11 protein-coding genes and 1 pseudogene are annotated in these 13,280 nt (G+C 75.0%); 8 read left to right on the plus strand and 4 right to left on the minus strand.

Features of this window, described 5'->3' with window-relative positions; all coding sequences use genetic code 11:
- Window positions 1–24: 24 nt before the first annotated feature.
- From ACN265_RS02060 to ACN265_RS02080, 5 genes and pseudogenes are all read left to right on the plus strand, one after another.
- Window positions 25–1,062: an alpha/beta fold hydrolase gene (locus tag ACN265_RS02060; protein ID WP_421405860.1), complete on the plus strand. Its 1,038-nt coding sequence runs from the start codon at window positions 25–27 to the stop codon at window positions 1,060–1,062.
- 83 nt (window positions 1,063–1,145) lie between these two features.
- The gene (locus tag ACN265_RS02065) at window positions 1,146–2,111 is read left to right on the plus strand and encodes a DUF3152 domain-containing protein (RefSeq protein ID WP_420118166.1); all 966 of its coding nucleotides are present in this window, start codon (window positions 1,146–1,148) and stop codon (window positions 2,109–2,111) included.
- A gap of 121 nt (window positions 2,112–2,232) precedes the next feature.
- On the plus strand, window positions 2,233–3,204 hold the full coding sequence (locus ACN265_RS02070) for a DUF3152 domain-containing protein (RefSeq protein WP_421405861.1): 972 nt from the start codon (window positions 2,233–2,235) through the stop codon (window positions 3,202–3,204).
- Window positions 3,205–3,315: 111 nt separating this feature from the next.
- Window positions 3,316–4,497, plus strand: a complete 1,182-nt coding sequence (gene moeZ, locus ACN265_RS02075) for an adenylyltransferase/sulfurtransferase MoeZ (protein WP_302738538.1) — start codon at window positions 3,316–3,318, stop codon at window positions 4,495–4,497.
- 93 nt (window positions 4,498–4,590) lie between these two features.
- Window positions 4,591–5,409: pseudogene (locus tag ACN265_RS02080) on the plus strand (hypothetical protein); the annotation flags it as partial.
- Between the two features lie 145 nt (window positions 5,410–5,554).
- Here ACN265_RS02080 and ACN265_RS02085 read toward each other — a convergent pair.
- Both ACN265_RS02085 and proB read right to left on the minus strand, forming a co-directional pair.
- Window positions 5,555–6,796, minus strand: a complete 1,242-nt coding sequence (locus tag ACN265_RS02085) for a glutamate-5-semialdehyde dehydrogenase (RefSeq protein ID WP_421405863.1) — start codon at window positions 6,794–6,796, stop codon at window positions 5,555–5,557.
- Between the two features lie 49 nt (window positions 6,797–6,845).
- Entirely contained in the window at window positions 6,846–8,003 is a 1,158-nt protein-coding gene (proB, locus tag ACN265_RS02090) for a glutamate 5-kinase (protein WP_421405864.1), read from the minus strand.
- A gap of 13 nt (window positions 8,004–8,016) precedes the next feature.
- Here proB and ACN265_RS02095 point away from each other — a divergent pair, with 13 nt between their 5' ends.
- The 3 genes from ACN265_RS02095 to ACN265_RS02105 are packed head-to-tail and all read left to right on the plus strand — an operon-like array spanning window position 8,017 to window position 11,346.
- Window positions 8,017–8,331, plus strand: a complete 315-nt coding sequence (locus ACN265_RS02095) for an MGMT family protein (RefSeq protein ID WP_421405865.1) — start codon at window positions 8,017–8,019, stop codon at window positions 8,329–8,331.
- 31 nt (window positions 8,332–8,362) lie between these two features.
- Entirely contained in the window at window positions 8,363–9,901 is a 1,539-nt protein-coding gene (locus ACN265_RS02100; RefSeq protein WP_421405866.1) for an MFS transporter, read from the plus strand.
- Window positions 9,898–11,346 carry a pyridoxal phosphate-dependent decarboxylase family protein gene (locus ACN265_RS02105; RefSeq protein WP_420119103.1) on the plus strand — a complete coding sequence of 483 codons (1,449 nt, stop codon included), beginning with the start codon at window positions 9,898–9,900 and terminating at the stop codon, window positions 11,344–11,346. Before ACN265_RS02100 ends, ACN265_RS02105 begins: the two co-directional genes overlap by 4 nt.
- Before the next feature lie 42 nt (window positions 11,347–11,388).
- Here ACN265_RS02105 and ACN265_RS02110 read toward each other — a convergent pair whose 3' ends face one another.
- Window positions 11,389–12,594, minus strand: a complete 1,206-nt coding sequence (locus tag ACN265_RS02110) for a hypothetical protein (RefSeq protein WP_421405867.1) — start codon at window positions 12,592–12,594, stop codon at window positions 11,389–11,391.
- Window positions 12,587–13,135, minus strand: coding sequence for a SigE family RNA polymerase sigma factor (locus ACN265_RS02115; protein WP_421405868.1), 549 nt, complete (start codon window positions 13,133–13,135; stop codon window positions 12,587–12,589). The genes ACN265_RS02110 and ACN265_RS02115 overlap by 8 nt, the downstream gene beginning before the upstream one ends.
- Window positions 13,136–13,280: the final 145 nt, after the last annotated feature.

Genomic DNA, 13,280 nt, shown 5'->3' on the forward strand with positions numbered 1-13,280 from the left:
GCCGGAACGGGAACACTTGCCGGTATGAAGCGCGCCGCCCTCTGGCCCGAGGAGCACCTGCCCCCGCACCGGCTGCCCCCGCCCTGGCCCGGCCGGCCGGTACGCCTCGACGGCACGGTCACCTATGTCCGGGACACCCCGGCCACCGGCCCGGACGCGGAGCCGGCGCTGTACGTGCACGGGCTGGGTGGTTCGTCGCAGAACTGGACGGACCTCGCCGGACTGCTCGCCGACCGGCTCGACGGGCAGGCCATCGACCTGCCGGGCTTCGGGCGCAGCGAGCCGGGGCTGCGGTACACGATCCCGGCCTTCGCCGACCGGGTGGTGCGCTGGATCGAGCACTCCGGGCGGGGCCCGGTGCACCTGTTCGGCAACTCGCTGGGCGGCGCGGTCTCGGTGTACGTCGCCGGTCGCCGGCCGGATCTGGTGCGTACCCTGACGCTGATCTCCCCGGCGCTGCCGTTCCTGAACTTCGGCCGCTCGTTGCAGGGGCGGATGCTGCCGCTGCTGGCCATCCCGCGCGGGGAGCGGCTGGCCGCCTGGCGGCTGGCCCAGCTCGCCCCGGAGGTGATGGCCCAGCAGGCGATGGAGGCGTGCGTGGCCGACCTGAGCCGGATCAGCGAGCAGCGCCGGCAGGAGGCGTTGGAGGAGATCCGGGTCCGCTACGAGGCACCGCACTACGCCGCCGCGTACGTCCGCACGTTCCGGGGGCTGGTCGCCAGTTTCCTGCGGTCGTACCTGCCGGGGCCGGAGTCGCTGTGGCGGATCGCCGCCGGCATCGGCGCACCCACGCTGGTGGTCGGGGGGATGAAGGACCGGCTGGTGGACGTCCGGGTGGCCCCGCAGACCGCCCGGGTCATCCCGGACAGCCGGCTGATGATGCTGGCCGGCGTCGGGCACGTGGCCCAGTTGGAGGTGCCGCGTACGGTGGCCCGCGCCGTGTTGCACCTGCTCGCCGAGTCGACCCCGGGCCCGTCGCCGCAACGTCCCGCGACCCTGCCCGGGGATGACGCGCCGGGGTCCGGCGATGACGGAAGGTGGCGTCCCGGCGTGGCATCCTGAGCCGGATGTCTGCGCTCCCCTCCCGTGGCCCGCGTCCGATCCGGCTCCCGCGGCCGACGTCCGGCACCGCCCGGTGGCGTCCGATGGCGCTGGTGCTCCTGCTGCTGGTGGTGACCTCCGGCGGGCTGGCCGTCGCCACCCCGCCGCCGGCTGCCGGTCGGCCGGTCGCCGGTCCGGCGGTGACGCCGGGCGGCCCGAAGAACGCCGGTCGCCCGCTGGGCCCGGCCGGTCCACCCGGCGTACGCGCGTCCGGTGTCATCGCCGGACCGCCCGGTCTCGCCGGAGCGTTCGGTGCCCCCGGATCGTTCGGTGCCGGGGGATCCCTCGGTGCTGGCGGGCCGGTCGTGGCGGCCGGGCCGGTGGGTGCGCCCGGCGGGGTCGGGTCGGTCCCGCCGGTGTCGGCGTCGGCCGGTGCCGTGGCCCCGGCGGCGACCGTGCCGCCGTTGGCGCTGTCCGGTCCGGTGCCGGTGACCGGCCGGGGCACCTTCCGCTACGACGACCGGGCCGGGTCGACGCTCGGCCGCTCGGGCGGCCTGCGGCGCTACCGGGTGGCCGTGGAGGACGGCTCCGGCGAGGACGTCCGGGACTTCTCCGACCAGGTGCAGACGGCCCTGGCCGGGCCGGGGAGCTGGGTCGACGGCGGCCGGTTGCGGCTGCGCCGGGTGCCGGGGAACGCGCCGTCCGACTTCACCGTGCTGCTGGCGACCCGCGGCACGGCGGGGCGGCTGTGCCGGGCCGGGGGTGTGGACATCCGGGTCGGTGGTGTGCCGTACACGTCGTGCCGCGCGCCCGGGAAGGTCATCATCAACCTGGACCGGTGGCGGACGTCGGTGCCGCACTTCGTCCGGGCCGGGGTGCCGCTGCCGGTCTACCGGACGTACGTGGTGAACCACGAGGTGGGCCACCAGTTGGGGCACCGCCACGAGGGGTGCCCGGGGGTGGGCCGGCCGGCGCCGGTGATGCAGCAGCAGTCGCTGTTCCTGCGGGGCTGCACGGCGAACCCGTGGCCGTACCGCGACGGCCGCCGGTACGCCGGCCCGGCGCTCTGAGTTCCCGGTGGTGTGTCCGGGCAGGCGCTGGTTGTCGGACGGTTACCGGAGAAGTGAAACATGTTCTTATAATTTGCGGCAATAGCGCATTTATGCCCGATTAGTCTGCCATGCTGGCCGGGTGAGCACCGAGTCCGCCGAGCGCCCGGAGCCGCCGGCCGCCGGCCGGCCCGACCCGCGCCACACCGACCCGTACCGGGCCGACCCGCGCCCCACCGAGGCGTACCCGCGTCACGCCGAGCCGTACCGGGCCCGGCCGCGCCACGTCGGCCCGCGCTCGGCGTGGTGGCACGGCGAGCCGGGCGTCGGGCCGCGCCGCAGCCGCCGGATGCGCCGTCGGCGACGGCGGGCCGTCCTGCTCGGCCTGGCCCTGCTCGGCGCCGGCGTGGGCGGGTTCGTCACCCTTCAACCGGAGCGCGGCCCGAGCAGCCCCGAGCAGGTCGCCGGCCGGGTGGCCGACGGGGCCGGCGGTGGCCGGCTGCCCGACGGGATACGCGCGGAACGGACCACCGTCGCCTATCCGCGCAGCGGCCCCGGCCGCTTCACCGCCGCCGACGGCCGCTCCGAGGTGTACGGCTTCGACGGCCCGCTGCACCGCTACCGGATCGAGGTGGAGCAGGACACCGGGCAGGACGTGGACGCGTTCGCCGCCGCCGTCGACGCCACGCTCGGCGACCCGAACAGTTGGATCCGCTCCGGCGAGCTGCGCCTGCAGCGGGTGCCGGAGATCGCCGCCGCCGACTTCACCATCTATCTCGCCACCCCCGCCACCTCCGAGCGGATGTGCGCCGAGGGTGGGCTCGACACCGAGGGCTACACCTCCTGCCGACTGCCCGGTCGGGTGGTCATCAACCTGGCCCGCTGGATGGAGGCGGTGCCGGACTACGGCGCACCCCTGTCGGTCTACCGGACGTACGTGGTGAACCACGAGGTGGGGCACGAACTCGGCGAGGAACACCAGGCCTGCCCCGGCCACGGTGAGCCGGCGCCGGTGATGCAGCAGCAGACGTACGGGCTGGACGGCTGCGTGGCGAACGCCTGGCCGTACGTCGACGGCTCGCTCTACTCCGGCGATCTCGTACCCGGCAGTTGAGATATTCCCGCTCCCGCATGTCGGACGGGGTGTCACTGCTCATGGCCGAAGGGTGGTCGTCCGAGCAACAATGGCTCGGTTCGCCATCAGCCGATCACCGGGGAGTCCACCGTGTCGTTGCCCCCGCTCGTCGAACCCGCCGCCGAGCTGACCGTTGACGAGATCCGTCGCTACTCCCGTCACCTGATCATCCCCGATGTGGGGGTCGAGGGGCAGAAGCGGTTGAAGAACGCCCGGGTGCTCTGCGTGGGTGCCGGTGGCCTCGGTTCGCCGGCCCTGATGTACCTGGCCGCCGCCGGGGTCGGGACGCTCGGCATCATCGACTTCGACACCGTCGACGAGTCCAACCTGCAGCGCCAGATCATCCACGGCGTCTCCGACATCGGCCGGTCCAAGGCCGAGTCCGCCGCCGCGTCGATCCGCGAGATCAACCCGCTGGTCCAGGTGGAGATCCACAACACCGCCCTGGACCGGGAGAACGTCCGGGACATCTTCGCCCAGTACGACCTGATCGTCGACGGCACCGACAACTTCGCCACCCGCTACATGGTCAACGACGCGGCGGTGCTGCTCGGCAAGCCGTACGTCTGGGGGTCGATCTACCGGTTCGACGGCCAGGCGTCGGTGTTCTGGGCCGAGCACGGCCCCTGCTACCGCTGCCTCTACCCGGAGCCCCCGCCGCCCGGCATGGTGCCGTCCTGCGCCGAGGGTGGCGTGCTCGGCGTGCTCTGCGCGTCGATCGGGTCGATCCAGGTCAACGAGGCGATCAAGCTGCTCGCCGGGATCGGTGAGCCGCTGGTCGGCCGGCTGATGGTCTACGACGCCCTGGAGATGAGCTACCGCAAGATCAAGGTCCGGAAGGACCCGAACTGCGTGCTCTGCGGGGAGAACCCCACGGTCACCGACCTGCTGGAGGACTACGAGGACTTCTGCGGCGCGGTCTCCGAGGCGGCCCAGGAGGCGATCGTCGACGCGACCATCACCGCCACCGAGCTCAAGGAGTGGCAGGACGCCGGCAAGGACATCTTCCTGGTCGACGTCCGGGAGCCCGCCGAGTACGAGATCGTCCGGATTCCCGGCTCCACCCTGATCCCCAAGGGCGAGATCATCTCGGGCGAGGCGCTGGCCAAGCTCCCCCAGGACAAGCAGGTCGTGCTGCACTGCAAGTCCGGGGTCCGCTCCGCCGAGGCGCTCGCCGCGCTCAAGGCGGCCGGGTTCCGCGACGCGGTGCACGTCCAGGGCGGGGTGCTCTCCTGGATCAAGCAGATCGATCCCTCGCTGCCGGCGTACTGACCTGGGCCCGGAGCCGGGGGCGGTGCCGAACCGTCCCCGGCCCCGACCGATTCCCCGAGGCGGGATCGCGTTCGCGCCGGTAGCGTCAACGTCGTGGTGGACTTGGATGCCGCGGTCGGCTTCGTCGTGGCGCACGGCGACGCGGTGGATCGCGCCCGGCTGTCCCGGTTGCGCACCGGTGCGCCCGTACCCCCCGACCTGCTCGACGCGGCCGAGGTCGGGCAGACCCTCGACGGCGGCTGGCCGGCCCTGCTCGGCGGTGACGTGCCGTCCATCGACGCCACCTGCTTCCGCCTCGCCGAGTTGGACGACCTCGGCGCGCTCGGTCGGCCGGCGGCCCGGCACGCCCTGGACTGGCTGGCCGCCCGGCAACTGCCCGACGGCGGCTGGGACGAGGACCCGAGACTGGCCGGCAGCGCCCCCGAATGGGCCACCCCGGGTAACCCGGAGGCCCGGCTCTACCTCTCGGCCAACGCCGCGTACTGGCTCAGCGTGGCCGGTCGGGACGCCCGCGCCGCCGGACCGCTCGACCACCGCGTCGGCGGCGCGTACGCGGGGGTGGTGCAGGCGGCGGCGCAGGCCCTGGCCGGTCAGCTCGCCCCCGACGGGAGCTGGCCGTCGTTCCTGGCCGCCGGCTGGTTGAGCGCGGCCGTGCTGCACCGCCAGCAGCTCTACTACGAGTCGGCCCGGATCCAGGCGGTGCTGGCCGAGCGCATTCCGAAGCTCTCCCCGGCCGACGTGGCCGCGCTGGCCGCCACGCTGCGCCGGGTCGAGGTGGGCGAGGAGCAGTGGGTGCTGGTGTCGGCCCGCCGACGGCTCGCCGAGACCCAACGCAGCGACGGCGGTTGGGACAGCGACGACGGCCACCAGTTCGACGTGCACACCACGCTCACCGCGATCCGCGCCTGCCGTCCGATCGGCCCGGTCCTTCCGCCCGGCTCCCCGAGCGCCCCGATGGGCTCGCCGGTGACGCCACCCGGCTCACCTGCCGTGCGCCGGGCCCGGCCGGTCCCGCCGACCGACGACGAGCCCGGCACCTGGTGACCTGGGCGGTGGCTCAGCGCAGGTGACCGTCGCCGGTCACCACGTACTTGGTGGAGGTCAGCTCGGGCAGCCCCATCGGGCCCCGGGCGTGCAGCTTCTGGGTGGAGATGCCGATCTCCGCGCCGAAGCCGAACTCGCCGCCGTCGGTGAACCGGGTGGAGGCGTTGACCATCACCGCCGCCGCGTCGACCCGGGCCACGAACTCCCGGGCGGCGGCCTGCGAGTCGGTGACGATCGCCTCGGTGTGCCCGGTGCCGTAGCGGCGGATGTGCGCGACCGCGGCGTCGAGCGAGTCGACCACGGCGACGGAGATGTCGGCCGAGAGGTATTCGGTGGCGAAGTCCTCGTCGGTGGCGGCCACCACGGCGGGGGAGTACGCGGCGACCTCGGGGGAGCCGTGCACGGTCACCCCGGCCTCGGCGAACGCGGCCAGCACCGCCGGCAGGAACGCGTCGGCGACGTCGGCGTGCACCAGCAGCGACTCGGCGGTGTTGCAGGTGGAAAGGCGCTGGGTCTTGGCGTTCAGGGCGATCGCCACCGCCTTGGCCGGGTCGGCGGCGGCGTCCACGTAGACGTGGCAGTTGCCCACCCCGGTCTCGATCACCGGCACCGTCGACTCCTCGACCACGGTGCGGATCAGCGACGCACCGCCGCGCGGGATCAGCACGTCGACCAGGCCCCGGGCCCGCATCAGCTCCTTGACCGAGTCGCGGGAGCCGGCGTCGAGCAGCTGCACCGCGTCGGCCGGCAACCCGGCCCCGGCCACCGCGTCACGCAGCACCGCCACCAGCGCCGCGTTGGAGTGCGCCGCCGAGGACGACCCGCGCAGCAGCGCCGCGTTGCCGGACTTCAGGCAGATGCCGGCCGCGTCCACCGTCACGTTCGGCCGGGCCTCGTAGATGATCCCGACCACCCCGAACGGCACCCGCACCTGCCGCAGCTCCAGCCCGTTGGGCAGGGTCGAACCCCGGACCACCTCACCCACCGGGTCGGGCAGCGCGGCCATCTGGCGCAGCGCGTCGGCGATGCCGGCCACCCGGTCCGCGTCGAGGGCGAGCCGGTCCAGCACGGCCGCGCTCAGCCCGGCCTCCCGCCCGGCCGCCAGGTCCGCCGCGTTCGCGGTGAGGATCTCCGGCGTACGCGTCACCAGCGCGTCGGCCATCGCGTGCAGCGCGGCATCCTTGACCGTACGGGTGGCGACGGCGAGGGCCTCCGCCGCGTCCCGGGCCCGGCGGGCCTGCTCGACGACGCTCATTGCGTACTCCTTCGGATCTTCCGGAAGCGCCCGCGTGGGACGCCTGATGTCACAGCAGCACCAGGTCGTCGCGGTGGACGACCTCACGTTCGTACGCCGGGCCGAGCGCCGCGGCGAGTTCGGAGGTGGAGCGGCCGAGCAGCCCGGGCAGCTCCACCGCGTCGTAGTTGACCAGCCCCCGGGCCACCGACGCCCCGTCGACGTCGACCAGGTCCACCGGGTCCCCGGCGGTGAAGGTGCCGTCCACGGCGGTGATCCCGGCCGGCAGCAGCGACTTGCGCCGCCCCACCACGGCCTGCACCGCGCCCGGGTCCAGGTGCAGCCGGCCCCGGGGCGCGGTGGCGTGCGCCAGCCAGAACAGCCGGGCCGCCGGGCGTCGCCGGGCCGGGTGGAAGAAGGTGCCCACCGGTTCCCCGGCCAGCGCGGCGCCGGCCAGCGGGGCAGCGGTCAGCACCACCGGGATGCCGAAGCCGGTGGCGATCCGGGCCGCCTCGACCTTGGTGACCATGCCGCCGGTGCCGACCCCGGCCCGGCCGGCCCCGCCGATGTCGACGCCGGCCAGGTCGGCCTCGCCGCGTACCTCGGTGATCCGGGTGCTGCCGGGGCGGGTCGGGTCGCCGGTCCAGAGCGCGTCGACGTCGGAGAGCAGCACCAGCAGGTCGGCGTCGACCAGGGCGGCGACCAGGGCGGCCAACCGGTCGTTGTCGCCGAACCGGATCTCCTCGGTGGCGACCGTGTCGTTCTCGTTGACGATCGGCACCGCCCGCAGGTCGAGCAGCTTGCGCAGGGTCCGGTACGCGTTGCGGTAGTGCGCCCGCCGGGTCACGTCGTCGACGGTGAGCAGGACCTGCCCGACGGTGAGCCGGTGCCTGGCGAAGCCGGCCGCGTACCGGCCGATCAGCAGGCCCTGGCCGACGCTGGCGGCGGCCTGCTGGGTGGCCAGGTCGCGCGGACGGCGGGGGAGCCCGAGCGGGGCGAGCCCGGCGGCGATCGCCCCGGAGGAGACCAGCACCACCTCGCGGCCGGCGGCGGCGAGCGCGCCGAGCGCGTCGACCAGGGTGTCGACCCGGGCGTCGTCCAGGCCGCCGGTCGCGGTGGTCAGCGAGGACGAACCGATCTTGACGACGATCCGTCGGGCCTGGGTGACTGCTTCGCGCACCCGCCCATTCTGCGTGGTCGGTGCCGGCGGACCCCGTCGCGTTCCCATATCCTGGCCGGTCGTGACGCCTGAGGAGTACGTGGAGGCGGTGCTCGCGCTGGTCGAGCGGATTCCGCCGGGCCGGGTGATGTCCTACGGGGCGATCGCCGACGCGTTGGCCGAGCGCTCCGGGCGGGCCTCGGCCCGACTGGTCGGCGCGATCATGGCCCGGCACGGTGGCGGGGTGCCCTGGTACCGGGTGGTGAACGCGGCGGGCCGGCTGCCACCCGGGCACGAGGTGCGGGCGCGGGCCCTGTTGCGGGCCGAGGGCTGCCCGCTGCGCGGTGCCGGGGTGGATCTGGATGCCGCCAAATGGTGGCCGGATGAGGGGCGGTGACCCGGCGGTAACGTGAGTAACATTCGGCCGCATGGAAGCGCCACCGGCCGGGCCCGGCTCCCCACCCGCCGGCCCGCCCGCGCCGGTCGCCGGGCTGCCCGCGCCGGCCGGTGGGCCGCGTGCGTCGGCTGACGGCCCGCCCGCGCCGACCGCCGGGCCGACCAGGTCGACCGGTGCCGGCGGGGCCGGGTTGCCGCGTCGGGTGCACGCCGGCTACGCGCTCGGCTCGCTGGCCACCGGGGCGTTCGGGACCGTGCCCGGGTTGCTGCTGCTGCCCTACCTGACCGACACCCTCGGGGTGGCCGCCGGACTGGCCGCCCTGCTGGTGCTGCTGCCCAAGGCGTGGGACGTGCTGGTCAACCCGGTCGCCGGGCGCATCTCCGACCGCACCCGCTCCCGGTGGGGGCCGCGCCGGCCGTGGCTGCTCGGCGCCGGGCTCGCCCTGGCGGTGCTCTTCGCCGCCATCTTCGCCGCGCCCTTCGGCGTCGGGCCGGCCGCCGGGGCGTACGTGGCCGTCGCGTTCCTCGCCACCGCCACCGCGTTCGCCTTCTTCCAGGTCCCGTACGTGGCGATGCCCGCCGAGCTGACCGACGACGCGGCGGAGCGTACCCGGCTGATGGGCTGGCGGGTCGCGGTGCTGGCGCTGGCCATCCTGATCTCCGGCGCGGTGGCCCCGGTGGTGGTGACCGCCGGCGGCGAGGGGGTGGCCGGGCACCGCTGGATGGGGGTGTTCGTCGCCGTGCTGATCGCGCTCGGCGCGCTCGGCGCGTTCCTCGGCACCCGGTCGGCGGCGACCGGCACGGTGACCGCCACCGAGCCGACGCTGCGCGCCCAGCTCGCGGTGGTCGCCGCCGACCGGCCGTTCCGGGCGCTGCTGCTCTGCTTCGTCGTCCAGTCCGCCGGGGTGGCGACCGTCCTGGCCGGGGTCAGCTACTTCGCCGCCCAGATCCTGCGCGACCCGACCACCGGACCGACCGTGCTGTTCGCCTGCTTCGTCGGGCCGGCGCTGCTGGTGATGCCGCTGTGGACCCGGCTCGGCGCGCGCCTGGGCAAGAAGACCGCGCTGGTCGCCGCCTCGCTGCTGTTGGCCGCCGGTGCGGCGGCGCTGGTGGCCGCGCCGGTGCTGCCCGCCGTCGCCGTCTACGCGGTGGTCGCGCTGCTCGGCGTCGGGTACGCCGGCCAGCAGGTCTTCGCGCTGGCGCTGCTGCCCGACTGCGTGGCCGCCTCGACCGCGCGTACCGGTCGACGCCAGGCCGGCGTCTTCACCGGCCTGTGGACCGCCGGCGAAACCTTCGGTCTGGCCCTCGGCCCCGGCATCTACGGCCTGGTCCTGGCCCTGTCCGGCTACGTCTCCTCGGCCACCGGCACAGCCGCCCCCCAGACCCCCATCGCCCGTCTGGGCGTCCTCCTGGGCTTCACCCTCGTCCCCGCCCTCCTCATCGCCCCCGCCACCCTCCTCCTCCGCCCCCACCCCTACCTCCCCCCAACCCCCACCCACCTCGTCGATCATGGAGTTGCGGCGGGGACGAAAGCCGCGAAAACCCACGGAGAGGCCACCACAAATCCATGATCGACAAGAACGGGGTGCCTGCCGAGCGGGTGCTGGACGAGATCCGACAGCTCAGGGCGGGGGATCGGCCGGTGCACGGGGGGCGGTTGTTCGCCTACGTGTACGACCCGGGCGTCGGCGGGCTCGACGCGCTGGGGGCGGCGGCCCACGCGGAGAGCGCCCACGTCAACGGGCTCGACCCGACCGCCTTCCCGTCCCTGCTGGCGATGGAGAACTGGCTCGTCGGGGCGGCCGGCGGGCTGCTCGGCGGCGGGCCGGGCAGCGCCGCGCCGGACGTGGTCGGCAGCGTCACCAGCGGCGGGACCGAGTCGCTGATCCTGGCCGTCAAGGCCGCCCGGGACGCCCGCCCGGAGCTGACCGCACCCCGGATCGTGGTGCCGGCCAGCGGGCACGCCGCCTTCGCCAAGGCCGCCCACCTGCTGCGGGTCGGCCTCGACACGGTTCCCGTCGACCCGGTCACGTTGCGCCCGTCGGTGGCGGACATGGCCGCCGCGATCGGTCCGGAGACGGTGCTGGTCGCCTGCTCCGCCCCGTCGTACGCGCACGGGGTGGTCGACCCGGTGGCCGGGATCGCGCAGGTCGCGGCGGCGGCCGGAGTGCGCTGCCACGTGGACGCCTGCTTCGGCGGCTGGACCCTGCCCTACCTGCGTCGCCTCGGCGTGCCGGTGCCACCGTTCGACTTCACCGTCGACGGGGTCACCTCGATCTCCGTCGACCTGCACAAGTACGCGTACGCCCCGAAGGGGGTGTCGGTGCTGTTGCACCGGGACGCGACGCTGCGCTCCCCGCAGTACTTCGCGTACGCCGACTGGCCCGGCTACACCATGGTCAACCCGGTGCTCGCCTCGACCCGCTCGGGTGGCCCGATCGCCGCCGCGTACGCCACGCTGCGGCACCTCGGCGACGACGGCTACCTGCGGTTGGCCGCCACCACCCGGGACGCGGTCGGCACCCTGGCCGCCGCCGTACGCGGGGTCGACGGGCTGCGGCTGATGGCCGAACCGGAATCCACCGTGGTCTGCTTCACCGGCACCGACCCGGCACTCGACCTGTTCGTCCTGGTCGACGAGCTGACCGCCCGGGGCTGGCACACCCAACCCCAGCTCCGGTACGCGGACCTGCCCGCCAGCGTGCACCTCACGGTGACCGCCTCGGTGGCCCCCCGGGTGGCCGAATTCGGCCCGGACCTGACCGCCGCGGTGGCCGCCGCCCGCCGGGCCGGGCCGGTCGAGCTGCCGGCCGACCTGCTCGCCCTGGCCGGATCGTTGACCCCGGAGGCGCTCACCCCCGAGCTGATCGGTGGACTCGCCGCCGGCCTCGGGCTCGGTGCCGGGCCACCGGACCGGATGGCGGTGGTGAACACCCTGCTCGACGCCGCCCCCGCCGCGCTGCGGGAACGGCTGCTGGTGGAGTTCGTCGGCCTGCTGCAACGCCCCACCTGGTGACCCTGCGTCCCGGCCGGCGGTCGGGCCGGCCGGGACGGGTGGTCACCGGTAGCGCAGCGGGGTGACGTTGTCGTACTCGACGACCTCCGCGACGACCCGGTGGTCGGCATCCAACGCGTGGGCGGTCAGCTCGGCGGTGCCCGAGCCGGGCAGGTCGTCACCTGCCACCCGCAGGCCCAGGGCGAGCCGGATCTCGGCACCGGGTGCCAGCCCGTCCAACTCGCAGCGCACCGGCCCGCCGGCCGTCCCCGGAGCGTTCCGGCAGGCGGACCAGCCGTCGCCGTCCGGGCGCAACGCCGCCGGCAGGTCGAACCGGAGCGCCACCGACCGGGCCGGCGTGGTGCCCGTGTTGCGGACCCGCACCGTCGTGTTTGCGGTACGGGAGCCGTCCGGCGCGACGCCGAGCACCAGTTCGGTGGCGGTGACCACCAGGTTCACCTCGTGGGGGTTGGCCGGGAAACCGGTCGGACCGGAGACCTGGCGGAACGAGCCGCCGTCCCAGCGGTAGCCGCGCCACTGCCGCTGCGACCATTCACCGGCCCAACCGCCGCCCGGGTAGACGTCGCCCACCTGAACCCGGACCACCCCGTCGCCGCGTACCTGCACCCCGATCAGCCACTGGGGCCGCTCCCGGGCGCTGACGACCACCCGCCCGACGGTGACGATCCGGCCGGCGGTGTCCCGGTCGAGGGCCACCACCTGCTGCCAGCCGTGGGTGCCGAAGAAGCACTGCACCAACGCCACCGTCTCCTGCGCCCCGTCCCCGTCGACGTCACCGTGGGCGAGGGCGAGCAGGGCGTTCCTCCCCTCCTGGCCGCCCGCGGTCAACCGGACGCCCGCGGTCCGGCACGCCGTACCGACCGGCCAGGTCGGCAGCGTCACCGGGGTGGCCAGCAGGTCGTCCCGGCTGATCCGGCCGTCGGGCGGGGTCGCCGTCGGGCCCGCGCCGGTCGGCGGAGGGCCGCCGGTCGGGGTCGTCGGCGCGCTCGGCGTCGGCGTGCCGGTGCCGTCGGGGGTGGGCAGCACCGGGCCGGGCCGGGGCTCCGGACGGTGCAGCGCGACGTAGCCCAGGGTCGGACCGGCGAACAACGCCAGCGCCGCCGCGACCAGTGCGGCCCACCGGCGACGGCGGCGCAGCCGCACGGTCCGCCGGACGGCGGCCGGGCCCGGCACCACCACCGCCGCCAGCACGGTACGGCGGTAACGGGCGAACTCCTCGGTCGGGTCGAGAATCTCCGAATCAGGCATCGCGCACCTCCCCGGTGCTCTCCCGCAGTTGCGTCGCCAGAGCGGCCCGGCCCCGGTGCAACCAGGACTTGACCGTCCCCTCGGCGACCCGTTCCTGGGCGGCGATCTCGACTACCGACATGTCGGCCAGGTAGTGCAGGACGACCGCCCGGCGCTGCTTCGGGGGCAGTTGCGCCAACGCGACGTCGATCGCCACCCGGTCGGGCGTCGGCCCGGCCACGTGCGTCTCCCGCTGCCGCGACAACCACGCCTGGGCGGTCCGCAGCCGCCGCCACCGGTGGTGGCCGAGGTTCCAGGCGACCTTGCGGACCCAGGCCAGCGGATCGTCGTAGCCGGACACCCGGTCCCACCGCGTGTACGCCCGGCAGAACGCCTCCTGCACCAGGTCCTGCGCCTGCCCGAGGTCGCCGGTGTAGGCGGTGAGTTGGACGACCAGCCCCCGGAAGTGGGCGTGGTAGAACCCGTCGAAGCTCAGCTGCCCGGGTGCGGTGGCGGGGTCGGGTGGCGGATCACCGACCCGCGCGCTTCTCGTCACAGTCACTCGTCCTCCCCGTGGTCGCCGGCGGCCCGCATCCCGGACCCGGGCCGCCGTCACACCGGTAAGAGCCCGCTGCCGGCGCACGGGGTTGCGTCCGCGGGCTGTGGTTGACTGTCCAGTGGGAGACAGCGCAGCGGCCACGGCGACG

It is taken from the genome of Micromonospora sp. WMMD730 (assembly GCF_049178955.1).
In the GTDB taxonomy this organism is placed as follows: domain Bacteria; phylum Actinomycetota; class Actinomycetes; order Mycobacteriales; family Micromonosporaceae; genus Micromonospora; species Micromonospora wenchangensis.

Coding starts and splice junctions, on each gene's coding strand:
- ACN265_RS02060 (WP_421405860.1), top strand. CDS start 25: ATGAAGCGCGCCGCCCTCTGGCCCGAGGAGCACCTGCCCCCGCACCGG.
- ACN265_RS02065 (WP_420118166.1), top strand. CDS start 1,146: ATGGCGCTGGTGCTCCTGCTGCTGGTGGTGACCTCCGGCGGGCTGGCC.
- ACN265_RS02085 (WP_421405863.1), bottom strand. CDS start 6,796: ATGAGCGTCGTCGAGCAGGCCCGCCGGGCCCGGGACGCGGCGGAGGCC.
- proB (WP_421405864.1), bottom strand. CDS start 8,003: ATGGGAACGCGACGGGGTCCGCCGGCACCGACCACGCAGAATGGGCGG.
- ACN265_RS02100 (WP_421405866.1), top strand. CDS start 8,363: ATGGAAGCGCCACCGGCCGGGCCCGGCTCCCCACCCGCCGGCCCGCCC.
- ACN265_RS02105 (WP_420119103.1), top strand. CDS start 9,898: ATGATCGACAAGAACGGGGTGCCTGCCGAGCGGGTGCTGGACGAGATC.
- ACN265_RS02110 (WP_421405867.1), bottom strand. CDS start 12,594: ATGCCTGATTCGGAGATTCTCGACCCGACCGAGGAGTTCGCCCGTTAC.